A 22,042-nucleotide genomic window follows, 5' to 3' on the forward strand; every position below is an offset into this window, starting at 1 on the left:
TGACATGCGCAAGGGCATGGTGGACGTGGCGACCCCGGACGGCGTCGCCGACTCGTACCTGGTGGTGCCGGACGGCGGCGGCCCCGGGGTGCTGCTGTTCATGGACGCCTTCGGCCTGCGGCCCCGTATCGAGGAGATGGCCGACGCCATCGCCGCGCGCGGTTTTGCCGTGCTGGCCCCGAATCTGCTCTACCGTGGCGGCCGCGCGCCGCAGTTCGACCTGGCCGACCTGGGCGACCCGGATAAGCGCGGCGCGCTGTTCGGGCAGATCATGCCGCTGATCGGCGCGCTCACCCCGGCCGCGATCGCCGCCGACGCCGGCGCGTACATCGACTTCCTGACCGCGCAGGACGGCGTCGAGGCCGGCCCGGTGGTGATCACCGGCTACTGCATGGGCGGCAAGAACGCCCTGCTCGCGATCGAGGCGCTGCCCTCGCGCGTCAAGGCCATCGCCTCGTTCCACGGCGGCCGGCTGGCCACCGACCAGCCCGACAGCCCGCACCTGTCGGTCGGCAAGATCACCGGCGAGGTCTACTTCGGACACGCCGACCACGACCACTCCATGGACGCCGACCAGATCAAGCTGCTGGAGAACGCCCTGGACGAGGCCGGCGTGACCTACACCTCCGAGGTGTACGAGGGCGCGGAGCACGGTTACACCATGACCGACACCGCCGCGTACCAGGAGGCCGGCGAGCGACGGCACTGGGAGAACCTGTTCGCGCTGCTCGAGCGCACCCGTTGAGATCACCGGTGGATCCCGCCTCGTGCCGCGGCGGGATCCACTGTGGACAGACGCTAGGTGTTTCCTGGTGAGTACAGCTCCGTGAGCAGGGCGATCGCCGCGTGGGTGGCCGGATGCGGATCGTGGCGGCGCCAGACCAGCTGCACCGGTACCGGCGGCGCGTCCCGCACGCGGCGGTAGACGATCCCGTCCCGGCGGTACTGGGTGACCGTGGCCTGCGGCGTGATGCCGACGAAGTGGCCGGCCGCGATGGTGGCCAGCCAGTCGTCGACGTCGTTGATCGGCGTCAGTTTCGGGCGGTGCTCCGGCGGCCAGAGATCGGCGGTCGTGGTGCCGGTGCGGCGGTCGACCAGCAGGTCCCGGTCGGCGATCTCGGCCAGCGTGATCGACCGGCGCTTGGCCCACGGGTCGTCGGCCGCCATCACGCAGTAGCGGGGCTCGCTGCCGACCGTGGCGTGCGAATAGCGTTGGCGGTCGATCGGCGTGCGGACGACGGCGAGGTCGCACAGGCCCTCGGCCAGACCGCCGGTTGCCGTGTTCGTACGGATGAACAGCAGCTCGACGCCGGGGTAGCGGGCCGCCCAGCGACGTTGGAACTCGGCCGTGTGGCGGCCGATCGCCGACCAGGCGTGGCCGATGCGCAGCCGCGTGTGGCCGGTCGTGGCCTCGCGGACCAGGTTGTCGGCCTCGGCCAGCAGTTGCCGCGCGCGGGCCAGCACCTGCACGCCCGCGGTCGTCGGCGTGACGGAACGGCTGGTGCGGTGCAGCAGGCGCACGCCGAGCACCTGTTCAAGCGCCGACAGCGTGCGGGACACCGCCGCCTGGGACACGCCCAGCTCGATCGCGGCGTCGGTGAACGTGCCGGTGTCCACGATCGCGACCAGGCAGCGGAGCTGACGCAGTTCGAGATCCATGCGTTTATCGTATAGATGACGTGTCGGATGCATTTTGCGTATGCGTCGGCCCGGCGCAGGCTGCCGTCATGGCGACGGAACGGGTCGGGGGCATGGCGATGATGCTGGGCGGCGCGCTGTCCAGCCAGGTCGGGGCCGCGACGGCGGCGCTGGCGTTTCCGGTGATCGGGCCGGCCGGTGTCGTCGCGGTCCGGCAGTGGGTGGCCGGCGCGGTGCTGCTGGCCGCCGGCCGGCCGCGATTACGGTCGTTCACCGGTCGGGAGTGGCGGCCCGTGCTGGCATTGGCTTTGGTGTTCGCCACCATGAACCTGTCGCTGTACACCGCCATCGACCGCCTCGGCCTCGGGCTCGCGGTGACTTTGGAGTTCCTCGGGCCCATCGCCGTCGCGCTGGCCGGTTCGCGGCGTCTGGTCGACGTGATCTGCGCTCTCATCGCGGCTCCCGCCGCCATCGTGCTGGCCCGTCCGCAGGCCAGCACCGACTATCTCGGCATCGGGCTGGCGTTGCTCGCCGCCACCTGCTGGGCGTGCTACATCTTGTTGAACCGGACCGTGGGGGAGCGGTTGCCCGGTGCGCAGGGATCTGCCGCAGCCGCCCTGATTTCCGCCCTCGTGTATGTCCCCGTTGGACTCGTCGTGCTGGTTCTGCACCCGCCGACCCCGTATTCGCTGGGCGAGGCCCTGGCCGCCGGTGTGCTGTCGTCCGCCATTCCCTTCCTGGTCGACCTGTTCGCCCTCCGGCGCGTGCCCACCCAGTTCTTCGGGCTGTTCATGAGCGTCAACCCCGTGTTGGCCGCCTTGGTCGGTTTCGTCGTGCTCGGTCAGCGGCTCGCGTGGCTCGACTGGGCCGCCATCGTCGTCGTCGCCGGGGCCATGGTGGTCGCTAGTGTGGGGTCATGGGCGTTCGGCACACGATCACGGAGTCGCCCGTCGGACCGCTGACCTTGGTCGCCGACGGCTCCGCCTTGATCGGCCTCTACTTCTCCGACCACAGCCGCACACCCCGCATCCCGTTGGGCGAGCGCGACGACTCCGGCTTCTCCTCGGTGATTTCCCAGCTGGGCGAGTACTTCGCGGGTGCGCGGACCTCGTTCTCCCTCGAGCTGGCCCCTCGCGGCTCCGCCTTCGAACTCGCCGTCTGGGCCGCCCTCGTCACGATCCCGTACGGCGAGACCCGCACCTACGGCCAGCTCGCCGCCGCCCTCGGCGACCCCGCCGGCGCCCAGGCCGTCGGCAACGCCAACGGGTGGAACCCCATCAGCATCATCGTCCCTTGCCACCGCGTCGTCGGCTCCTCCGGCCGCCTCACCGGCTACGCCGGCGGCCTGCACCGCAAGCGATTCCTGCTGTCCCTGGAGGAACCGCCCGCCGAAGACCTCGGCCTGCTGTTCTAACCGATGGTCTGTCGTCGCAAACCGGACCCCTTGTCCTATTTCCCGGACCGGTCCGCCAGCTTCTCGCGGACCGCATCGGCCTCCGAGGCCAGCCGCTGTGCCCGGTACAGCTCGGCCGCCCGTTCCCATGCCTGGACCGCCTTGGCCGGGTCGATCGCCACGGCCGCGTCGCCGAGGTGGTCTAGCACCCTTGCCTCGGACTTGGCGTCGCCGAGCCGCTGCGAGATCGCCTGTGATTCCTCGTACTGGCGAATTGCCGCAACGGGGTCGCCGATACCGTTGGCGATGAAGCCGAGGGTCATCAACGCCTTGGCCTCGCCGCTGGCGTCCATCCGCTCTCGGCATTGCGCGAGGGCGGCCGTCGAGCGCGTGCGTGCCTCCTCGAACCGGCCGAGTTTGGCCGTGTACCAGCCGATCTCGTCGAGCGCGTGCGAACCGCTGAGCGCCTGGCCCAGCCGGTCATAGAGTTCCAGTGCACGGATGGAGTGCTTGAGTGCCTCCTCGTCATCGCCTCGACGTTCACACGCCCGGGCGACGGCTCGGCGCGTATGTGCCTCGCCCAGTTCATCGCCACATTCCCGGGCCCAGGCCAGACCCTCGAGGCCATAGTGGTAGGCGTCTTCGTACCGGCTGAGATCGGAGCAGGCACGGCTGAGATGCCGATAGGCCCGGGTCCTCAGGTCCTTGTCCAGGTGCTTGGCCGCTTCCACGCCGGACACCCACGCCGTGAAATTGTCATGTAGATGTCCCTGGCGGAGATTGAACGTCGTCATGGTCCAGGCCAGCGCCCACACTGTTGCAAACCAGCCGCGCTTGAACGCCTCTTGCTGGAGTGCCATCACATTGGCCCGCTCGGTGACCAGCCAGTGCCACGCTTGGTTCTCCTGCTTCAGATCGGGCAGTGTGCAGTCGGGCGGCAGTTCACCAAGCGTGATTTCCTGGTGGTGGGCGGCGATAAGCCGGTCGGCGGCATGTGAGGTGTGGCTGGACGCGGCCGCGAGGCGCAGCAGCGCGTCAGTTGTCTCCTCCGGAGTGGCCAGCGAGGCCGCGTATAAGCGCACCAGGTCGTGCAGCCGCACACTCGTCGTGAAATGACCTTGGACCAGTGATACCCGGGCCAACGCCTGCAGGGATGTCGACAGGAGCTGCTTGGACAGGCCCGTGAGATTGGCCGCCTCGAACCGGCTGATGTCCGCGCCGGGTGCGGTGCCGAGCAGCCGGAACACACGGGCGTCCTGCGGCGTCAGTGCGTGATACGACCATGACAGCACCGCCTGCAGTGCGGTTTTGCCGCCGCCGTCGAGCGCGCTCAGCCGCGACGAGGCGTCGCGTAGCTCCTCGGCGAGGGTCGCTAGGGGAATGTCCACGTTGATCTGCGCCTGCCCGGCGACGATGCTGAGCGCCAGCGGCAGTCCGGCACACCAGCGGATCAGCTCGTCGACGGCGTCCGGTTCGTCGGCAAGCCGTTGGGCGCCAAGCCGTTGGGTCAACAGATCTCGGGCGGCCGCGTCGTCCAGCGCCGTGACTGCGACCGGACGCGCATGGTATCCGGTGACCAGCGCGTCCATCCGGTCCCGGCTGGTGATGAGAACGGTGCCAGACGCGCCGGGGAGCAGCGGCTCGACCTGTTCGCTGTCCCGCGCGTTGTCCAGCACGATCAGGATCCGCTTGTCGGCGGTCAGTGTTCGGTAGAGCCCGATCTGCGCCGCCGGGTCCTGCGGCATGTCGTCCGGCGGAACCCCGAGCGCATCCAGGAAACCGCGTACTGCTTCGTGCGGTGGCATGGGCTTCTCGTGCTGGTCGAAGCCGCGCAAGTCGACGAACAGTTGGCCGTCAGGGAACCGGTCGAGATTCCGGTAGGCCCAGTGCAGCGCCAACCATGTCTTGCCGATCCCGCCGACGCCTCCGAGCGCGGAGATCACCACCGTCGGGCTGGTGTCGTGCGCCACGGTGAGCTGGTGCAACTCCGTCTCACGGCCGATGAAGTCCGCGGACGGCAGCGGCAGCTGCCGGGGGATGGCGCGGTTGTGCGGTGCAATGTGCTGGATCACGGTGTCGACGTATCCGGCCTGCACGCCTGAGATGGACTGTGCTTTGTTCCGGATCTCTGACGCCCCAGTCATGACGATCAGTTTGCCGCACGGGCATTTTGTGTCTGTCAGCGCTGCCAGAACGGGCCCGCGTGGGGGGAGATCTTCACGGTGGGCGGGGTGTTCCAGTCGGCGGCGAGGATCTCGCGGAGGGCGGCGCGGCGGCGTTTCGGGTCCATCCGGTCGATGAACAGGACGCCGTCGAGGTGGTCGGTCTCGTGCTGGAGGCAGCGGGCGAGGTCGCCGCTGCCGACTATTTGCAAAGGATCGCCGTGCATGGTGTAGCCCTTGGCGACGACGTTGAGACGACGTTTGGTGTCGAAGTAGAGACCGGGCATGGACAGGCAGCCCTCGGGACCGTCCTGCTCCTGCTCGTCGGGGAAACGCAGGGTGGGATTGACGAGGTGACCCCGGGTGCCGCCCATGTTGTAGACGAAGACTCGGCGGGAAATCCCCAGCTGGGGAGCGGCGATAGCGGCACCTTGCTGCGCGGCGAGGGTGTCGTGGAGGTCCCGGACGAGCTTGTGCAGCTCCCGGTCGAAGTCGGTGACGGGGGCGGCGGGCTGGGTGAGGACGGGGTCGCCGAACAGGCGTACGGGCAGCACGGTCATGGCGACGAGAGTAGGGCGGCAGCAGATAGTTTGCAAAGAGAGTAGACTTTGCAAACATGGAGAACCATCCGGTCCGGGAAGCCTTGTTGGAGCTGCTGCGCACCCGGGACGAGCTGACGTCGACGGACGCGGCGAGGGAGCTGGGCGGCAACACCGGGCTGTACTCGTTCCACCTGCGCAAGCTGGCCGAGCAAGGCCTGGTGGAGGACGTGCCGGGCGCGACGGGGCGGATCCGGCCGTGGCGGCTGGCCCGGGGTGGGCCGAAGGAGCCGGAGCTGGCGGAGCTCAACCGGCGCCTGGAGGACGAGAGCTATCAGCGCTGGCGCGACAACCGCGCCCAGGCGCCGGCCGAGTGGCGCGTCGACGAGGCGTTCAGCGAGGTCGTCTACCTGACGCCGGAAGAGATGGCGGCGATGGGTGATGCCATCCGCTCGATGATCACCCTGTTCCGCCACCGGGAGACGCAGCCGGCGGCGCGGCCGTCAGACGCGGCGCCGGTGGCGGTGGTGGCCCGCCTGTTCCCGATGCTGGATCCCGAATGACGTCGTGACCGAACGGGTAAGCGAGGCGGGCCGATGACCTTCACCGAAGAACACCGGACGGTCGCGGTGTCATGCTTGCACCGGACCTCGGGTCCGTACCGGGACCGGCGTCCGACGCGTTGGCGCTGGTCCCGGGCCTGACCGGCGGCCTGCTGGCGATCGGCGCGACGGCGCTGGTGTACTTCGCCGAGGACCTGTTCGCCCGCCTGCCGGTGCACTGGATGTGGTGGCCGGCGCTGGGCGGCCTGATCATCGGCATCGGCGGCCTGATCGAACCGAGGGCGCTCGGCGTCGGCTACGACGTGATCGACCAGCTCCTGACCGGCCACGCCACCCAGGCACTGATCGTCGGCATCCTGGTGGTGAAGACGGCGATCTGGTCGCTGTCACTGGGATCGGGCACCTCGGGCGGCGTGCTGGCGCCGGTGTTCATGATCGGCGCCTCGCTCGGCGCTGCGGAAAGCGGCTTCCTGCCGCACTGCACGCCGGGGTTTTGGGCCACGCTCGGCCTGGCGGCGGTGGTCGGCGGCGTGATGCGTTCCCCGTTGACGGGCACGTCGGTGTCGGCGTACGCGCTGTCGGTGTTGCTGCTCAAGCGATCCGTGTTGACGGAGAAGATCGCCCGCCGCCGGCTGCACCTGACCCGTGAGTACACCACCGACCCGCTGGAGTCGTTCTTCGCGCACGAAGTGATGACGCCCGAGCCACGTGCCGACTTCGCCACCCCGGCCCGGGTGTTCGTACACCCGGACGAGACTCTGCGCGAGGTGGCCAACAAGCTGGCCGAGAACTACGTGACCAGCGCGCCGGTGGTCGACCGCGACGACCCGACCAGCCACCTTGGCGTGATCACGCTGGCCCAGCTGCTGCACGCCCGCCGGCGCGACCTGCACGAGGAGCACCACCGGGAACGCCTTTGCCCTGACCAACTCGGTCAGCACGCCGCGGTTGAGCCTTTGCACCGCGTCGACGGCTGCCGCGCCGAAAAAGCAGGCGGTGCGGTTCCAGTGCTGGGCGAACACGCCGAAGCCGTGGTCGCGGCCGACGAAACCGAGCAGGTGGTGGCGGTCCGGGTAGTGCGAGCGCTCCCAGTCCTTCAGTTCCGTGATGTCGTCGACGCGGTGCGGGCGGTACTGGCCGGGCCAGTGCAACTCGATGTGGTGGAACACCGAGTCCCAGTCCTCCACACACGCTCGCAGCACGTCGTTGACCAGCTGGGCGAAGGGCTGTCGTGATTCGATCTCGGGCAGCCGGTAGGTGAGCGAGGGCGCTGGCTCGACGTAGCCGCGTTCGTCCCAGCTGACGGCGAAGTCCTCCTTGAACTGTCGGATCAGCTCGTAGCGGGTGTCCCAGTCCAACTCAACCCAGGCGAACTCCGGCATGGCTCAAAGGGTAAGGGAGCCTTCAGGAATGCCGGCTGCTGCCCTAGGAGGCGTCGGGCACCGGCAGCTGCCCGTAGTCCACGTCGCCGGTGGTCTCCAACACCTGCATGTGCATCTTGATGAAGTTGTTGGCCGAGTCGGCCAACGGGCGCACCACGGTGTTGCGTGTGTCGGCGCGCACCTGGGCGATCAGGATGAATGCCTCGCCATGGGCCTGCCGCAGGGTGTTGGCGTAGTCGGTGTCGAAGGTCTTGCCGTTCTCCTTGGCCATCCGGTCGATGCCGATCTGCATGTCCTCGGCCGGCTTGTCGGGCAGCGTGAGGCCGAGCTGGGCGGCGGCTGCCAGGTCCTCCTTCTGTAGCTGCACGTGCTGCGTGACGATCATCTGCGCGGCCGCCCTGACCTGCGGGTTGGCCGAGCGCTGGAGTGCCCACTGGGACAGCGTGATCTCGCGGATGCTGGTCTCCTGCACCAGATTCATCAGCTTCACGTCGGCCGCGCTGAGCGGCCCGTACTTCGAGTCGGTCAGCGCCGCCGGCTTCGGCGTCGGCGGCGTGGCGGCCATGGTCTGCTGCGGGGCGGCGCATGCCGTCGTCAGCGCGGCGAGCGCGCCGAAAATGCCGAGAATTGACCGAGTCCTCATCGTCCCACGCTCCACATCGGACCGTTGCATGATCACACTGTTGTGCACTGCTAGTGTCCGATACGCGACGGAACGGCCGTTGGTTCAGCCGACGGTCAAACCGGCCAGGGCGGCGCCGACGCCGAGGACGGCCGCGCCGAGCAGGGCGGGCACGACGCCGCGGCGTAGCAGCAGGAGCCAGAGGGCGGCCAGTGCGAGCACGATCGCCTGCCACGGGTGGTGCAACGTCAACCCGAGCGGTACGGCCGAACCGGCGATCGCGCCGATCGCCGCTGGTCCGGCACCGTCCAGAAAGGACTGTGCGGCCGCGCTGGCCCGCAGCCGCTCGAACCGGGGCCCGCCGATCAGCACGAACAGCAGCGACGGCGCGAAGGCCAGCAACGACGCGAGCAGCCCGCCGGACAGGCCGCCGGCGGCGTAGCCGACCACGGCGACGGTCTGCACGACCGGGCCGGGCGTGATCTGGCCGAGGGCGACGGCGTTGAGGAACTGCGCGCCGGTCATCCAGTGGTAGTGGTCGACGGCGTCGGCCTGCATCAGCGGGATGATCACGAAGCCGCCGCCGTAGGACAGCGCCCCGACCTTCAACGCCACCCACGGCAGCCCGCCGGCGATGCCGCCGACCAGCGGGAAGGCGAACGACCGCGCGGTTCGCGTACGCCACGTGACCTCGACGAACCCGCACCCGGCCAGCACGAGCACCACCCATGGCCCGAACAGGACGGTCGCGGCCGCTCCGAGCAGCAGATACGCGATCCAGCGCCCGTGATTCCGGGCTCGAGTCCAGCTGGCCGGGATCAGCCCGACCGCCGCGTGCACGGCCACCGCCGCGACCGCCGCCCCGGCCCCGGCCGCCGCACCCGTCACCCACAGTGGCGGCGTGCCGCTGAGGAACAGCGCCGCCAGCGCCAGGATGACGACGAGCCCTGGGCAGATGAAGCCGACCGCGCCGACCAGCGCGCCCGGAATGCCCCGCAGCCGCCACGCGCAGAAGATCGCCAGCTGGGTCGAGGCGGGGCCGGGCAGCAGGTTGGTGGCGGCGATGCCGTCCTCGAACTCCTCGGCGGTCAGCCAGCCCCGCCGGTGTACGCACAGCTGCCGCAGCAACAGGATGTGCGTCGGCGGGCCGCCGAAGCCGATGCAGCCGATCCGACCCCACTGCGCGAGGATGGTGCCAAGGCCGACCCGTTCGTCCACGAGCTAACACTATGACTTCAGTGCCGATCGAAATCAATTCGTTCCGTCAAACCTTGCTCAAGTCCCGTGGAGTTGCGGGGGTGACCCGGACAACACTCCTGGAACAGGTCGCGGACCCGGGGTCAGGGGGACACCGCCGAGGCGGCCGCAGGAGGTGACGTGATGGCGTTCAGCCTGCTCATCATGGTCGGAATCGCCCTGCTCATCGTCGGTATCGTCCAGTCGGCCACCGCCGGACGGCGCCGTCGCCGCGACTTCGGCGGCGACGGCTACTACGACTCCGGTTCGTCGAACGGCCACCACCATCACCACCATGGGTCCTTCGGAGGCCACCATCACGACGGTGGTGGCTGGGGCGGTTTCGGTGACGGCGGCGGTGGCGGCCACCACGGCTGACCTGATCGTGTGATCAGCACGGCCGCGGCGGGCCCGGATGGCGTTAGATGGGGGACATGGCGCGATTCCGGCTGGTGCCCGCCGCGGCGGTGCTGCTGCTGATGACGGCGTGCTCCGGCCAGGCCCCGGCGCCCGCGCCGACCACCACCACGACGACAGCGGTGCCGGCCGGGTCGGCCCTTGTCGTGAAGATCGACAACGTCGCCGCGGCCCGGCCGCAGACCGGCCTGGCCGCGGCCAGCGTGGTCTACGTCGAGCCGGTCGAGGGCGGCCTGACCCGTATCGCGGCCGTCTACCTGAACCAGATCCCGGCCGAGATCGGGCCGGTGCGCAGCGCCCGCGAGACCGACATCGATCTGCTCGGCCAGTACGGCAAACCGACGCTGGCCTGCTCCGGCTCGGCCCCGCAGCTGGTGCCGCTGCTGCAGAGCGCCGGTCTGGGGACCGGCTGCCAGAGCGCGGTGCCCGCCGCGTACTTCCGGAACACCAGCCGGCAGGCGCCGCATGATCTGTACGTGCACCCGGACAAGCTGCCCAAGGGCACCGGGCCGGTCGACCTCCAGGCCGTCGGACCCGCGCCGGCCGGTGGCACGCCGACGACCAAGCGACACGAGCAGGTGGCGCAGGTGGGCTTCGACTTCGAGTGGTCGGACCAGAAGTGGCTGATCTCCATGGACGGCAAGCCGTTGACCACCACCGACGGCGGCCAGGTCGGTGCGGCCACGGTGATCGTCCAGAAGATCACGACCCGCGCCGGCACGGTTCCCGGTGATGTGGCCGGCAATCCTTCGCCGGTCGGCGTGACGGTCGGCAGCGGGGCGGCAACCGTGCTTCGGGACGGAAAGCTGTTCGAGGCCACGTGGTCGCGGACCACCCGCACCACCGCGACGATCTTCGCCGACGCCGCGGGCAACGCCGTGCCGGCGGCCGAAGGTCCACTGTGGATTCTGCTGGCCCCGGTGTCCTGACGGTGGCGAGCCGGCAGTACACGCCCCTGGACGGGCTGGACGACATCCCGTGGGCGCAGTTACACCATGCTTACGGCAACGCATCGGACATCCCGGGCCGGTTGCGTGCGCTGGCCAGCAACTGGAACATGCGCGAGCAGCTGGACGGTATCGAGGGCGCTCTGTTCTCGTTGGACGGGGGCATCTGCTCGGCGACCACGCCGACTCTGCCGTACCTCGTGGAGCTCGTCAGCACGCCGAAGGTCCGCATCCGGGCCGACATCGTGGAGATGTTGGGGCGCCTGGTGATGCGCCTCAACGACCCGCGGTGGCGGTCGGAGCCCGACGCGGTGGCCGGCCGTGAGGTATTGATCTCCTTGCACGACAAGGTGATCGCGCTGCTCAAGGAACGCAACGCCAATCTGCGCCGGGAAGTCGTCGGCCTGCTCTGGCAGTACGCGGCGATAACGCCGCGGGCCAAGGAGATCGAGAAGGCGTTGCTGGCCAAGGACTCCCGGGAGAAGGAGCTGCGGATCCGGGTCAAGTCCCGGTTGGAGGGCGCCGGCGCCGGACGGGCCGCCGCGCTCCGGTTGGCCGAGACGCCGGAGCTGCGGTTCGCGAACCTGGTGGCCCGCCGCATTCTCGACCGTGATTCGGTGTCCGTGCCGGAGTTGATCACTGCCGCCCTCGCCCCGGAGGTGCCGCGCGGGGCGTACGACATGTGGGCCGGCGATGGCCGCTACCTGTGCGACGCGCTGTGCCTCGACGACGATGTGCCGGCCCGGATGGAGATCATCCGGCCGCTGCTCATCCACGGCTCCGACGGAGTGCTGACCGGAGCCGTGGAGGCGGCCGGCGACGTCATGCGGCGGTCGCGTTCCGCCACCCGGTCGTTGCTGCCGCTGGTCGGAAACCTCTTGTACGACAGCAATGCCTACAACCGCGCCCGCGCCGCCGACCTCCTCGCCGCCGTCGGTGACGCGGGCACGCCGTACGCCGACCGGCTGGCCGCCCTGCTGGCCGACGGTGATCCCATGGTCGAGGCGGCCGCCACGTGGGCCTTGGCGCGGCAGGGCGATGAGCGCGCGGTGTCGGTGGTTCTCCGTGCTGTCAAGGAAAGCAGTCGACAGCGGTCCGTCTTCGCCGCGAATCTCGGCGACATGGTCATCACCTGCGCGCGACTCAGCCCGAAGCGGGTGATCCCCGTGCTGCATGCCGCGTTGGAGAAGTCCGGTCCCGAGCCGACTCCGTTGCAGGAGAACCTGTGGCGCGCCCTCGCTTCGTGCGGGCCGGCCGGCTACGGCGCCGAGGACTCGTTGCTGCTCATGTTGGCGTCCAAGGAACCTGGGCTGGCGCTGACCGTCTTCGCGGGCTTCGGCTCCGCCGCCATCCACCTGGCGCCGTGGATCGAGGCCTTGGTCCGGGTCGTCGATGATCCCTACGTCGAGCTGCGCGCCGCCGGGGTGCACTGCCTCGTCACCGGCGACAACACCGTGCTGACCGAGGTGATCGACCGGCTCGGACCGCCCGAGCACTGGCGGTTCGCCCACGCCTTCGCCTCGGCCGCGCCACTGCTCGACCCGCCCGACCGGGCCGTCGTGCTCAAGCGGGTCGAGAAGTGGGTCCGGGACAATCCCGCCTATTGGGGCGGCTATGGCGTGGCCGAGAGCGTCGTCGCCTGCGGTGACACCGACCTTGCCGTCGCCGTGCTGACCCAGGCCCTTGACGCCCCCGAACACGAGACCGCCGTCCTGACCGCGCTGCACGCCATCGCCAAGATCGGCCCGCCCGCCGCCGTCCTTCGGTCTCGCGTGTTGGCCCTGTTGGAACGGGACGAGCGGCTCGTTCCGCTGTTCGACGTCGGCACCATCGAGACCGACGACCGGATCCAGGCCGCCGCCCTCGACGCGCTGGCCGCCATCGGCCCTTGAGTCGCCGGCACGGGCGGTGCCGGGCTTGGAGCGCACGGCGCGAGAGTCGACCCCGAGGCCGCCGGCTCAGACCGTGAGGCGTGCGACGGCCTTGGCGACCTCGCCAGGGCCGTCGTCCTCGGCGAGCTTGGTGGCGACGATCTTGGCGTTGACGCGGAGCTCGTCGTCGGTCATGGCCCGGGTGATGGCGGCGGCCAACTGGTCGGCGGTGAACTTGCGCTGGGACAAGGTGCCGGCGCTGACGCCGAGGCGGCGCAGGCGGCGGGCCCAGAAGGGCTGGTCGCCGGCGAAGCCGGGAAGGGCGATGGCGGGCACACCGGCGCGTAGCCCGGCGGCGGTGGTGCCGGCGCCGCAGGCGTGGGCGACGACGGCGACGTGGTCGAACAGCCAGTCGTGGGGGATCTCGTCGATGGTGATGACGTCGTCGGAAGAGACGGCGAGCTGGGCCCAACCGGCCTGCACGATGCCGCGAACGCCGGCGGTGCGCAGGGCTTCGGCGATGAGGCCGGAGACGCGGACGGACTCGGCGGTGGGCATGGGCATGCTGCCGAAGCCGATGTAGACGGGCGGCGGGCCGGATTCCAGGAACTGGACGACATCGGCGGGCGGCGACCAACCGAGCGGGCGCGTGGGCCACCAGTAGCCGACGACGTCGAGGCCGGGGCGCCAATCCTGGGGACGCGGCACGACCGAAGGGGAAAACCCGTGCAGGACGGGCCATTCCGCCGCGGCGCGGCGTTTGCTGAGTGCTCGTGCCGACACCTGGGGCAGGCCCAGCTGGGACCGGAGCGCGGCGAGCGGCTTGCGGTAGTAGTGGTCGAGCCACGCGGCGCCGAACCGGCCGACGGCCCGGTTGAGCACCGGGCCGGCCGACCAGCCGCCCACGGTCGACGGCGTGAAGTCGGCGGTGGCGGACCACGGCTGGAGGCGGATGCCGAGACTCGGGATGCCTCGCGCCTCGGCCAGCGGATGGCCGGCCAGCTCGGCCAACGGCGACAGCAGCAGGATGTCCGCCGGCTCGTCGGCCATGGCCGTCAGCAGTGCCTCGCCGGCCCGCTGCATGCCCCTCGGCGACATGAACTCCATGACCGCCTTGGCCGGGTTCTCCACCTCGCCCATCCGGCTGAGGTCGCCGGCCGCCATCGACATCGCCTCGTGCGGCCGGAAACGCAGGCCGCAACTCGTGATCAGTTCCTCGAAAACAGGTAACGCTGTCAGCGTTACGTCGTGTCCCTCGGCTTGCAGCCGAGTGCCGATCCCGATCAGTGGCGCGGTGTCACCCCGCGAACCGACCGCCGCGATCACCACCTTGGCCATGCTCTACCCCCTTCGTGTCGCCAGGTCGAACGTCGTCACCAACTCCCCGGCGTACCCGTCCATGTCGTAGTTCGGATTGAGCGCCAGCTCCAGCAGCGGTCCGTTGCGGACCGCGCCGTTGATCGCCGACGCCATGTGTGCGACGTCGAAGTCGCGGAACTCCCCGGATTCCTGGCCCTCGCGCAGAATGGTGGCCAGGTCGAGCTTGGCGATGTCGGCCACCAGCTCCGGGTCGAGCGCGATCGCGTTCATGCGGTCGCCGCCGGCCGTGCGATAGCTCATGCCGATGTCGAACACCGCCGAGTACTGCGTGCGGTGCGACAGCATGAAGTCGGCGTTGGCCACGATGTACGCCCGCAGCTTCCCGCCGGCCGTCCGCTCCATCTCCAGCGCCGGCACGATCGCGTCGAGCGCCTCCCGGAACGAGTGGTGCACGATCTCCCGGACCAGGTCGTCCTTGTTGGCGAAGTGGTACAGCACCACGCTCATCGCCACCCCCACCCGCTCGGCGATCTTGCGGATCGAGGCCTGCGCGTACCCGATCTCGGCGATCACCTCGATCGCCGCCAGCGTGATCTGCTTGCGTCGGGCGTTGTCGGCGAAGGTCCGGCCGTTCGATCGCACGATCTAAGATTAGATCGATCGATCGAACGACGTCAAGGCGCACCGGGGCGCTGCACCTGAGTGGCTCACTTGGCTTTCAGCGCCAAGTGAGCCACTCAGGTGGGGTCAGAACGCCAAGTGAGCCACTCAGGTGGGGAGAGGGGTGGGCCAGGTGCCGGGGGTGGTGAGGCGGGCGGCGATGTAGCCGTCGGGGCGGACGAGCAGCGCGTCCTGGGGGCCGAGGTCCCATGCGGTGACCTGCTGGATGCGGACGGGCCAAGGAGCCGGGGACTGCCAGGCGTCGGGGGAAGGCGTGAAGACGGTGAACCACTCGCCGAGGGCGTCGAGGGTGGAACGGCCGTCGGGGAGCCGGAGGTGGGGCATGCGGTGCCCGGGTAGGGGTGGGCACGTAGTCGGTGCCGGGTTCGACGGTGGAACCGTAAGCGACGCCGAGCACGAGCCCGAGCTGGTCGAAGTACTGCTGAGACCAAGGAAGCTCGACGTCGTCAGGAGGAGTGCCGGCGAGGAGCTGGGCGCGGCGGCTGGCGGCGGCGGACTCCATGAGGCGGCTGTTGGCTACGGCCTGGCGGAGGGTGATCTGGGCGACGGGCAGGCGCTCGGACTGGTAGGAGTCGAGCAGCGAGCCGGAAGCCCAGCCCTGCAAGGACGCGGCGAGCTTCCAACACAGGTTGTGCACGCCGGCGAGACCGGTGTTCATGCCGAGGCCGCCGGCGCCGGGCACGGTGTGGGCGGCGTCGCCGGCCAGGAACACGGGGCCCACGCGGAAGGACGACGCGACGAAAGCGGTGATGGTCCACTGCTGCACCCGCTGGACCTTGATCGCGACGGGGGAGCCGATGGCCTGGGAGACAAGGGATTCCCAGTCGGTGTCCGAAGTAGACGGAGAGATCCAGGCCCAGCCGCCCTCGGGGTACACGGGCAGGAACATGCCGTGGGCGGTGGCGTAGACACCGGCGGGCTCGGCGGCGGACCATTCAGACAGGTCGGCGTCGAAGACAACCGTCGTCATGTCGGACAGGGCACCGGGACCGTCGGTGCCGATCGACAACAGTGAGCGCACGGTGGACTTGGCGCCGTCGGTGGCCAGCAGGTAACGGGCGTGGATCGTCTGGTCGCCGACGACAGCGGTCACGCCGTCGTCGGAGATGGACAGACCCGTCAGCTCGGCGCCGAAGACCATCGGATCGTCGGCGGCGGCAAGGAGGGTGGGCTCCAAACGGTCCTGGGAGGTGACGACGCCGAACTCGGGGCTGTCGGGGATCGGCGCGTGCACGCCGGTCATGGCGGCGGTGCCGAAATCGGGGCCGAACAGGGTGTCGCGGAAGCGGATGCGCCCGAAGCGAGGGGCGAAGGCGCGGGAGCGCACGGTGTCGGCGATGCCGAGCTGACGGAAGATCTCCATCGAGCGCACGTTGACCAGCCGCGACCGTGGGAACGGCGACAGCTTCTCGCGCTTCTCCACCAGCAGCGTCCGCACGCCCCAGCGCGCCAGCAGCGCGCGGGCGGTGAGTCCGACGGGTCCCCCGCCGACGATCAGCACGTCGGTCATGGCTCCAAGGTCGCGCAGCCGGCGGCCGGCGGCAACGGTCGATCGGGCACCTGATCAGGCGAGTGAAAGGAGTGAACGTGCTACGGTTATTTCACCGACGAGTGAGGAGCCCGACATGCGAGCCATCCAGTACCACCAGTTCGGCGACTACGACGTGCTCGGCGCGGCAACCGTCCGTGAGCCGGTCGCGCCCGAGGGCTGGGCGGTGGTGCGGATCGTGCTGGCCGGTGTCAGCCCCCTGGACAACACCGCCCGCCTGGGCAAACTCCCGGCCGGCGCGATCAAGCCGTTCCCGGTGGTCCCCGGCGTGACCGGGGTGGGCGTCCTGGTCGAGCCGGGCACATCGGACCTGCCGGTCGGGACCAGGGTCGTGCTGGGCGGCGGCCGTTACGGGCTCGGCGTCGACGGGACGTGGGCCGAGCTGGTGGCCGCCGATCCGGCCAACCTCGTGCCCGTTCCGGACGCCGTCGACGACACGGCGGCCGCGGCGCTGACCACCGGCGCCGGCCACCTGACCGCGTTGCTCACCCTCACCGATGTCGTCGACTTCCGGCCCGGCGGGACGGTCCTCGCACCCGGCGTCGGTGGCGCGGTCGGCCAGGGCGGCGTGGAGATCGCCCGCGTGCTCGGGGCGTCGCAAGCCATCACCACGGCCACCTCCAGCGCCAAGGCCGCGAAGGGCCGCGAGGCCGGCTTCGAGGTCATCGACCTGACCCGGGAATCGTTGCGTGACGGGGTAAAGCGCATCACCGACGGCAAGGGGGTCGATGTCGTGCTGGACGGGGTCGGCGGCGCGATCACCGGCGAGGCGCTGGGAAGCCTTGCGGCGCACGGTTCGCTGGTCAGCATCGGTTACTCGGCGGCCATGACCGCCACGATCGACGTCACCGACCTGATCTGGAAGAACGCTCATGTTCACGGTTTCCGGGTGGCGGCGTACACACCGGAGCAGACGCGCGCGGCCAACGCGAAGCTGCTGGATCTGGTGGCACAGAAGGAGATCAATCCGATCGTCGACAGCGTGTTCCCGTTGGCCGACGCGGCGCGGGCGCAGCGGCACCTGATCGAGGGCGGGCCGTTCGGTCGGGTCTTGCTTGCCGCATAACGGTCACGGAGCGTCCACAGTGCACACGAAAGAAGTAAAGTAGGCGGCGAAATGTGCAGTTCGACCGCCGTCGGGTAGGCCTCGGTGAACAACAGTGGCTACTAGCTTCCTGGAGGTCACCATGGTCAACCCCGGTCGGCTGGCGGTTCTGTGCTCGGCGCTCGTACTGGCGGCGACCGGCGCGGCCGCCGCGAACGCCGCACCAACCGCCGCTTCCGACAACGACCACGAGATGGGTTCGCAGATCGCGCTGGTGGAGGGCCGGGCCATGCCGGCGGCCCAACCGCTGACCGCCCAGGTCGCGCAGACCTCCGGTATGGACGTCAGCAGCCACCAGGGCAACATCGACTGGAAGGCGGTGGCCGGCAAGGGCGGCAAGTTCGCCTATATCAAGGCGACCGAGGCCACGACGTACACCAACCCGTTCTTCGCCCAGCAGTACAACGGGTCCTACGGTGCCGGCCTGCTGCACGGGGCCTATCACTTCGCGGTGCCCAACCAGTCCGGCGGCACGGCCCAGGCCGACTACTTCGTCAATCACGGCGGCGCGTGGTCGCGCGACGGCATGACGCTGCCGCCGGCGCTGGACATCGAGTACAACCCTTACGGCGCAACCTGTTACGGGCTCAGTCAGGCCGCGATGGTGGCGTGGGTGCGTGACTTCAGCAGCCGGGTGCTGGCCAGGACCAAGCGGTTCCCGACCATCTTCACCAGCACCAAGTGGTGGGCGCAGTGCACCGGCAACAACGGTGGCTTCGGCGCGGACAATCCACTGTGGATCCCGTTCTACGGCAGCTCGGTCGGCGCGCTGCCGGCCGGCTGGGGCTTCCTGACCATCTGGCAGTACGCCGACAAGGGCACGTTCCCCGGCGACCAGGACCGGTTCAACGGCGCGTACGACCGGCTCAAGGCGCTGGCCAACGGCTGATCACCCGCTGAAGAGGCCCGCTCACCAGGAGTGTGAGCGAGCCTCGTTTTCTATCTTCTGCGCGTAGCGCAGGGCTTCCAGCCGGATGCGGTTGGCCTCGTCGCAGACCAGCCGCAGCAGCCGGCTGGGCACGTCCGGTCCGGCCGCGCTGTCGGCCAGTCGCTGGTAAGCGCCGATCAGCTGGCTGCGCATCGCCGACAGCTCCTCGACGAGCTCCGCCCGCTCGGCTTCCAGCGCACGGACCTGTTGGCGCAGCTCCCAGACCCGGCGGGCCGGCGCTGACATCGGCACGGCGTCGTCGTACGCCTCGCTGACGGACATGTCGCAGCGTGCCCCGGCCGGCGGCGACTACTCGGCGCGAACCGCAAACCACCCGATCGAGGAACCCTCAGTTGTTTTCGCACGCAACCGCCGTGGCATTTCACAGAGGGAGAAAGGGGGCGGCCGTGCGGCGGACGTGGTTGCTGACCAAGCTGATCCTGGCCTGTGTGCTCGGCGGCGTATGCCTTGCCGGCATGGCCTTCCCGGTGGCCGGCGGGCTCGGCCTGCTGTCCAACGCGACCGGCGACGCGGTGCATTCGCTGGCCATCGCGCTGGAACGCGGCCGGCCGCCGTTCGCCTCGGTGCTCGAAGCCACCGACGGCACGCCGATCGCCTACCTGTACGACCAGTACCGGCTGGACACGCCGTCCGACCGGATCTCGCCCAACATGAAGGTCGCCATGGTGGCGATCGAGGACAAACGGTTCTACAGCCACCACGGCGTCGACCCGGCCGGCACGATGCGGGCGCTGATCAGCAACGGGGCCACCGGCGAGACCTCGCAGGGCGCATCGACGCTGACCCAGCAGTACGTGAAGAACTACCAGATCCTGGTCACCGCGCGGCACGACAAGAAGGCCCAGCAACGGGCCCGTGAGGTGACCGCGGTGCGCAAGATGCGCGAGGCGCGGGTGGCCGTCGAGCTGGACAGCCAGCTGAGCAAGGACGAGATCCTGACCCGCTACCTCAATCTCGTGACGTTCGTGGGCAATGTGGACGGTGTCGCCGCGGCGGCGCAGGTGTTCTTCGAGACCACACCGGACAAGCTGACCGTAACGCAGGCGGCGCTGCTGGCCGGTGTGGTGAACAATCCCGTCGCCTACAACCCGTGGAACCACCCGCAGGCCGCGATCGAGCGCCGCGACATCGTGCTCGACGCGGAGGTGTCGATCGGCAAGCTCGACCAGTCCGACGCCGACCGAGCCAAGAAGCAACCGCTGGGTATCGTGGCCGAGCCGAGGATTCCGGGCAGCGACTGCGTCGGGATCAAGCCGGGCTACGGCTTCCTGTGCGCCTACGTGCGGGATTACCTGCGGGCCAACGGCTTCACCACCGACCAGCTGCGCACCGGCGGCTACCGCATCAGGACGACGGTGGACGCCAGGCTCACCGGGCTGGCCAAGCAGGCCGTCGACGCCAACGTGCCGCCGCGGACACCGGGCATCGCCAACACCATGGTCGTCATCCGGCCCGGCGCCAAGCACGAGGTCGCGGCGATGGTGGCCAACCGGGAGTACGGGGTCGACGCGGCCGCCGGCCAGTCGATGACCAATCTGCCGGTCGAGGTCAGCGATCCGTTCGGCGCCGGCTCCATCTTCAAGCTGTTCACCACCGCGGCGGCGATGGAGCAGGGCAAGGTCGGGCTGAACACCAAACTGTCCAATCCGGACAGTCAGTGCTTCATGCCGCCGATCATCTTCGACGACACGGTGTGCCACACCGTGCAGAACGACTACGTCGGCTATCCGAACCCGATCTCGCTCGAGGAGGCGCTGGCCACCTCGCCGAACGTTGCGTTCACCGATCTGGAGCTGCGCGCGGGAATGCAGCCGGTGCTGACCATGGCCTACCGGCTGGGATTGCGCCGCACCATGGACGCCTCCGAGGCCGGCAGCCCGCCGAACACCGACCCGTCCGACGAGCGGTACAAGCAAGCCGAGTACAACTCACCTCAGCGGGAGTACTTTCACAACAACCCGTCCTTCACGCTGGGCGTGAGTGCGGTGAGCCCGCTGGAGCTGGCCAACGTGATGGCCACTCTGGACGATGGCGGCAAGTGGTGCCCGCCGACGCCGGTGCGGCAGGTGTTCGACCACGACGGCCGGCCGATCTCGCTGCCCGACCAGGGATGCGAACAGGTCGTCGCGCCGGCCCTGGCCGACACGATGATCAGGGGACTGGCCAAGGACACCGTCTCCGGCACCTCGGCGACTTCGGCGCTGCGGGCCCACTGGCAACGCCAGCTGGCCGGCAAGACCGGGACCACCGAGTACAACGAGTCGGTCGGCTTCGTCGCCGGCATGCGGGGCTACGCGGCCTCCTCGCTGGTCTTCGCCGACGGTTCCGCCCCCGCGCCGATCTGCGCCTCGAAGCCGCCGCGGTTGGACTCGAACGACACCGGTTGCGCCGGCGCGTTCGGTGGTTCGCTGGCGTCGCCGCCGTTCTTCGCCGCGTTCAGCAAGCTGCTCGGCACCGCGCCCGACCGAGGGCTGCCGCCCGCCGATCCGTCCTACCTGGACGCGATGCCGCACGGGCCGACCGTCCCGTGGGTCGTCGGCAGCGGCACGCAACATGCGCAGGACACCTTGCGTCAGGCCGGCTACGTGCGGGTGGACGTGACGCCGCGGGCCTCGGACCGTCCGAAGGGGACGGTGCTCGGGCAGTCGCACGCCGGGGCGTTCCCCGCCGACACCGCGATCGAGCTGATCGTCAGCGCCGGCCACGACGTCCCCGTTGACCACCCACACGGGTGGCATGCGAGTGGGTTTGACGGGGAAACCACCTGGTGGACGAAGGAGCACAAGATGCTGATCGATGAGGTATCGAAGCGACAGCCGCGCGTTTTCCGGGTCCGGTTCCGGGGATATGCCCGCAACCAGGTCGACGACGAGATGACCGCGGTGGACGAGGAGCTGCGGACCGTGCGGGCGGACCTGGAGGCCACCACCCGCCGGTGCGAGCACCTGAACGAGACGCTGGAGCAGACCCGGTCCGACCGGGACGCCGTGCTGCGGCAGTACCAGGAGCTGGCCCGGCGGGCCGAGCAGATGCAGTCCGAACTGGACCGGCTGCGGCCGGACCCGGACAAGCGGCTGGCTCAGACGCCGGCCGCGCAGCACATGCAGGTGATGATCGAGAACGCCGAGCAGGAGGCCAACCTCATCCGCAAGGCGGCCATCGAGCAGTCCGAGCAGCTGCGGGACCGGGCCGAGGAGCTGCTGCGGCAGCGGGTCGAGCTGGTCGAGCAGACCGAGCAGGAGACCCAGCGCTGCCTGGCCAAGGCGGCCGAGCAGGCCAGCCACATCGTGCAGCAGGCGGTCGAGCAGTCCCAGCTGCTGCTGGCCGAGATCCAGGAGCGGCAGGCGGCATTCGACGCCGGCTACTCGTCCTACGAGTCCGGGCCGTCGGTGCCGGTGCAGCGCCAGGACATCCCGCCGCGCCAGGAGGTCCAGCCGTATCAGGAGGTTCAGCCGCGCCAGGACGTGCCGCGGCAGCATCCGGTGGACGTCTGAAATCGCGTTGACGGCAAGCCCGGGTGTCGGAAAGGATCTCGGCACACCACGAGCGAGGGAGCAGGCGATGGGCAGCACGCGACAGCACGGGGCGCAGTCCGCCGCGGCCGTGTCGCGCGCCTATCGGCCCTGACCTCGATCGGTGTTCTGAAGCCATTTTCCGACGCCCGTCTC

Annotated in this window: 19 protein-coding genes and 2 pseudogenes; 11 read left to right on the forward strand and 10 right to left on the reverse strand. The window is 69.7% G+C overall.

The features are described 5' to 3' along the window. Positions 1-4 precede the first annotated feature (4 nt). Complete coding sequence (locus M3Q35_RS06035; protein WP_273940652.1) at positions 5-745, forward strand: dienelactone hydrolase family protein; 741 nt, start codon at positions 5-7, stop codon at positions 743-745. Positions 746-798: 53 nt separating this feature from the next. On the opposite strand, the gene M3Q35_RS06040 is transcribed toward M3Q35_RS06035, so the two are convergent. Next, positions 799-1,659 carry a LysR family transcriptional regulator gene (locus M3Q35_RS06040; RefSeq protein ID WP_273940653.1) on the reverse strand — a complete coding sequence of 287 codons (861 nt, stop codon included), beginning with the start codon at positions 1,657-1,659 and terminating at the stop codon, positions 799-801. A gap of 68 nt (positions 1,660-1,727) precedes the next feature. On the opposite strand from M3Q35_RS06040, the gene M3Q35_RS06045 reads away from it, so the two are divergent. Both M3Q35_RS06045 and M3Q35_RS06050 read left to right on the forward strand, forming a co-directional pair. Further along, complete coding sequence (locus tag M3Q35_RS06045; protein ID WP_273940654.1) at positions 1,728-2,600, forward strand: EamA family transporter; 873 nt, start codon at positions 1,728-1,730, stop codon at positions 2,598-2,600. Continuing rightward, positions 2,555-3,052, forward strand: coding sequence for a methylated-DNA--[protein]-cysteine S-methyltransferase (locus M3Q35_RS06050; RefSeq protein ID WP_273940655.1), 498 nt, complete (start codon positions 2,555-2,557; stop codon positions 3,050-3,052). Before M3Q35_RS06045 ends, M3Q35_RS06050 begins: the two co-directional genes overlap by 46 nt. Positions 3,053-3,087: 35 nt before the next feature. On the opposite strand, the gene M3Q35_RS06055 is transcribed toward M3Q35_RS06050, so the two are convergent. Beyond that, positions 3,088-5,175, reverse strand: coding sequence for an ATP-binding protein (locus tag M3Q35_RS06055; RefSeq protein ID WP_273940656.1), 2,088 nt, complete (start codon positions 5,173-5,175; stop codon positions 3,088-3,090). 35 nt (positions 5,176-5,210) lie between these two features. Further along, a complete protein-coding gene (def, locus tag M3Q35_RS06060) occupies positions 5,211-5,753 on the reverse strand; it encodes a peptide deformylase (protein ID WP_273940657.1) in 543 nt (180 codons plus the stop codon). 56 nt (positions 5,754-5,809) lie between these two features. Between def and M3Q35_RS06065 the strand changes: the two genes are divergently transcribed. Further along, on the forward strand, positions 5,810-6,295 hold the full coding sequence (locus M3Q35_RS06065) for a helix-turn-helix domain-containing protein (protein ID WP_273940658.1): 486 nt from the start codon (positions 5,810-5,812) through the stop codon (positions 6,293-6,295). Between the two features lie 71 nt (positions 6,296-6,366). Then, positions 6,367-7,161, forward strand: a pseudogene (locus M3Q35_RS06070) (chloride channel protein); the annotation flags it as partial. Between the two features lie 168 nt (positions 7,162-7,329). Here the strand turns inward: M3Q35_RS06070 and M3Q35_RS48755 are convergent. From M3Q35_RS48755 to M3Q35_RS06080, 3 genes and pseudogenes are all read right to left on the reverse strand, one after another. Next, positions 7,330-7,677: pseudogene (locus tag M3Q35_RS48755) on the reverse strand (hypothetical protein); the annotation flags it as partial. Positions 7,678-7,720: 43 nt separating this feature from the next. Next, complete coding sequence (locus M3Q35_RS06075; RefSeq protein WP_273940660.1) at positions 7,721-8,320, reverse strand: DUF4142 domain-containing protein; 600 nt, start codon at positions 8,318-8,320, stop codon at positions 7,721-7,723. A gap of 84 nt (positions 8,321-8,404) precedes the next feature. Next, positions 8,405-9,517, reverse strand: a complete 1,113-nt coding sequence (locus M3Q35_RS06080) for a chromate transporter (RefSeq protein WP_273940661.1) — start codon at positions 9,515-9,517, stop codon at positions 8,405-8,407. Between the two features lie 162 nt (positions 9,518-9,679). Here M3Q35_RS06080 and M3Q35_RS06085 point away from each other — a divergent pair, with 162 nt between their 5' ends. The 3 genes from M3Q35_RS06085 to M3Q35_RS06095 are packed head-to-tail and all read left to right on the forward strand — an operon-like array spanning position 9,680 to position 12,791. Further along, entirely contained in the window at positions 9,680-9,913 is a 234-nt protein-coding gene (locus tag M3Q35_RS06085) for a hypothetical protein (RefSeq protein ID WP_273940662.1), read from the forward strand. A 56-nt stretch (positions 9,914-9,969) separates the two neighbouring features. Beyond that, positions 9,970-10,881, forward strand: coding sequence for a DUF3048 domain-containing protein (locus M3Q35_RS06090; RefSeq protein ID WP_273940663.1), 912 nt, complete (start codon positions 9,970-9,972; stop codon positions 10,879-10,881). Beyond that, the gene (locus M3Q35_RS06095) at positions 10,854-12,791 is read left to right on the forward strand and encodes a HEAT repeat domain-containing protein (protein ID WP_273940664.1); all 1,938 of its coding nucleotides are present in this window, start codon (positions 10,854-10,856) and stop codon (positions 12,789-12,791) included. Before M3Q35_RS06090 ends, M3Q35_RS06095 begins: the two co-directional genes overlap by 28 nt. A 66-nt stretch (positions 12,792-12,857) precedes the next feature. Here the strand turns inward: M3Q35_RS06095 and M3Q35_RS06100 are convergent, their stop codons facing one another. The 3 genes from M3Q35_RS06100 to M3Q35_RS06110 all read right to left on the reverse strand — a co-directional run bounded on the left by M3Q35_RS06100 (position 12,858) and on the right by M3Q35_RS06110 (position 16,281). Continuing rightward, the gene (locus M3Q35_RS06100; protein ID WP_273940665.1) at positions 12,858-14,108 is read right to left on the reverse strand and encodes a glycosyltransferase; all 1,251 of its coding nucleotides are present in this window, start codon (positions 14,106-14,108) and stop codon (positions 12,858-12,860) included. A 3-nt stretch (positions 14,109-14,111) separates the two neighbouring features. Beyond that, positions 14,112-14,732 carry a TetR/AcrR family transcriptional regulator gene (locus M3Q35_RS06105; protein ID WP_273940666.1) on the reverse strand — a complete coding sequence of 207 codons (621 nt, stop codon included), beginning with the start codon at positions 14,730-14,732 and terminating at the stop codon, positions 14,112-14,114. A gap of 76 nt (positions 14,733-14,808) precedes the next feature. Next, a complete protein-coding gene (locus tag M3Q35_RS06110) occupies positions 14,809-16,281 on the reverse strand; it encodes an FAD-dependent monooxygenase (protein WP_273940667.1) in 1,473 nt (490 codons plus the stop codon). Positions 16,282-16,396: 115 nt separating this feature from the next. Here M3Q35_RS06110 and M3Q35_RS06115 point away from each other — a divergent pair, with 115 nt between their 5' ends. After that, a complete protein-coding gene (locus tag M3Q35_RS06115) occupies positions 16,397-17,386 on the forward strand; it encodes a quinone oxidoreductase family protein (RefSeq protein ID WP_273940668.1) in 990 nt (329 codons plus the stop codon). Between the two features lie 121 nt (positions 17,387-17,507). Next, a complete protein-coding gene (locus M3Q35_RS06120) occupies positions 17,508-18,314 on the forward strand; it encodes a lysozyme (RefSeq protein ID WP_379794134.1) in 807 nt (268 codons plus the stop codon). Positions 18,315-18,335: 21 nt separating this feature from the next. Here M3Q35_RS06120 and M3Q35_RS06125 read toward each other — a convergent pair whose 3' ends face one another. Beyond that, positions 18,336-18,635, reverse strand: a complete 300-nt coding sequence (locus M3Q35_RS06125; protein WP_273940670.1) for a hypothetical protein — start codon at positions 18,633-18,635, stop codon at positions 18,336-18,338. 125 nt (positions 18,636-18,760) lie between these two features. Here M3Q35_RS06125 and M3Q35_RS06130 point away from each other — a divergent pair, with 125 nt between their 5' ends. Next, positions 18,761-21,868, forward strand: a complete 3,108-nt coding sequence (locus tag M3Q35_RS06130; RefSeq protein ID WP_273940671.1) for a transglycosylase domain-containing protein — start codon at positions 18,761-18,763, stop codon at positions 21,866-21,868. Positions 21,869-22,042: the final 174 nt, after the last annotated feature.

The sequence above is a fragment of the Kutzneria chonburiensis genome, assembly GCF_028622115.1.
GTDB classification, from domain to species: Bacteria; Actinomycetota; Actinomycetes; order Mycobacteriales; family Pseudonocardiaceae; genus Kutzneria; species Kutzneria chonburiensis.

What these genes read in the sequence shown, in the direction of transcription:
- M3Q35_RS06035 (WP_273940652.1), top strand. Translation starts at nt 5, where the DNA reads ATGCGCAAGGGCATGGTGGACGTGGCGACCCCGGACGGCGTCGCCGAC.
- M3Q35_RS06040 (WP_273940653.1), bottom strand. Translation starts at nt 1,659, where the DNA reads ATGGATCTCGAACTGCGTCAGCTCCGCTGCCTGGTCGCGATCGTGGAC.
- M3Q35_RS06045 (WP_273940654.1), top strand. Translation starts at nt 1,728, where the DNA reads ATGGCGACGGAACGGGTCGGGGGCATGGCGATGATGCTGGGCGGCGCG.
- M3Q35_RS06050 (WP_273940655.1), top strand. Translation starts at nt 2,555, where the DNA reads ATGGGCGTTCGGCACACGATCACGGAGTCGCCCGTCGGACCGCTGACC.
- M3Q35_RS06055 (WP_273940656.1), bottom strand. Translation starts at nt 5,175, where the DNA reads ATGACTGGGGCGTCAGAGATCCGGAACAAAGCACAGTCCATCTCAGGC.
- def (WP_273940657.1), bottom strand. Translation starts at nt 5,753, where the DNA reads ATGACCGTGCTGCCCGTACGCCTGTTCGGCGACCCCGTCCTCACCCAG.
- M3Q35_RS06065 (WP_273940658.1), top strand. Translation starts at nt 5,810, where the DNA reads ATGGAGAACCATCCGGTCCGGGAAGCCTTGTTGGAGCTGCTGCGCACC.
- M3Q35_RS06075 (WP_273940660.1), bottom strand. Translation starts at nt 8,320, where the DNA reads ATGAGGACTCGGTCAATTCTCGGCATTTTCGGCGCGCTCGCCGCGCTG.
- M3Q35_RS06085 (WP_273940662.1), top strand. Translation starts at nt 9,680, where the DNA reads ATGGCGTTCAGCCTGCTCATCATGGTCGGAATCGCCCTGCTCATCGTC.
- M3Q35_RS06090 (WP_273940663.1), top strand. Translation starts at nt 9,970, where the DNA reads ATGGCGCGATTCCGGCTGGTGCCCGCCGCGGCGGTGCTGCTGCTGATG.
- M3Q35_RS06100 (WP_273940665.1), bottom strand. Translation starts at nt 14,108, where the DNA reads ATGGCCAAGGTGGTGATCGCGGCGGTCGGTTCGCGGGGTGACACCGCG.
- M3Q35_RS06110 (WP_273940667.1), bottom strand. Translation starts at nt 16,281, where the DNA reads ATGACCGACGTGCTGATCGTCGGCGGGGGACCCGTCGGACTCACCGCC.
- M3Q35_RS06115 (WP_273940668.1), top strand. Translation starts at nt 16,397, where the DNA reads ATGCGAGCCATCCAGTACCACCAGTTCGGCGACTACGACGTGCTCGGC.
- M3Q35_RS06120 (WP_379794134.1), top strand. Translation starts at nt 17,508, where the DNA reads ATGGTCAACCCCGGTCGGCTGGCGGTTCTGTGCTCGGCGCTCGTACTG.
- M3Q35_RS06125 (WP_273940670.1), bottom strand. Translation starts at nt 18,635, where the DNA reads ATGTCCGTCAGCGAGGCGTACGACGACGCCGTGCCGATGTCAGCGCCG.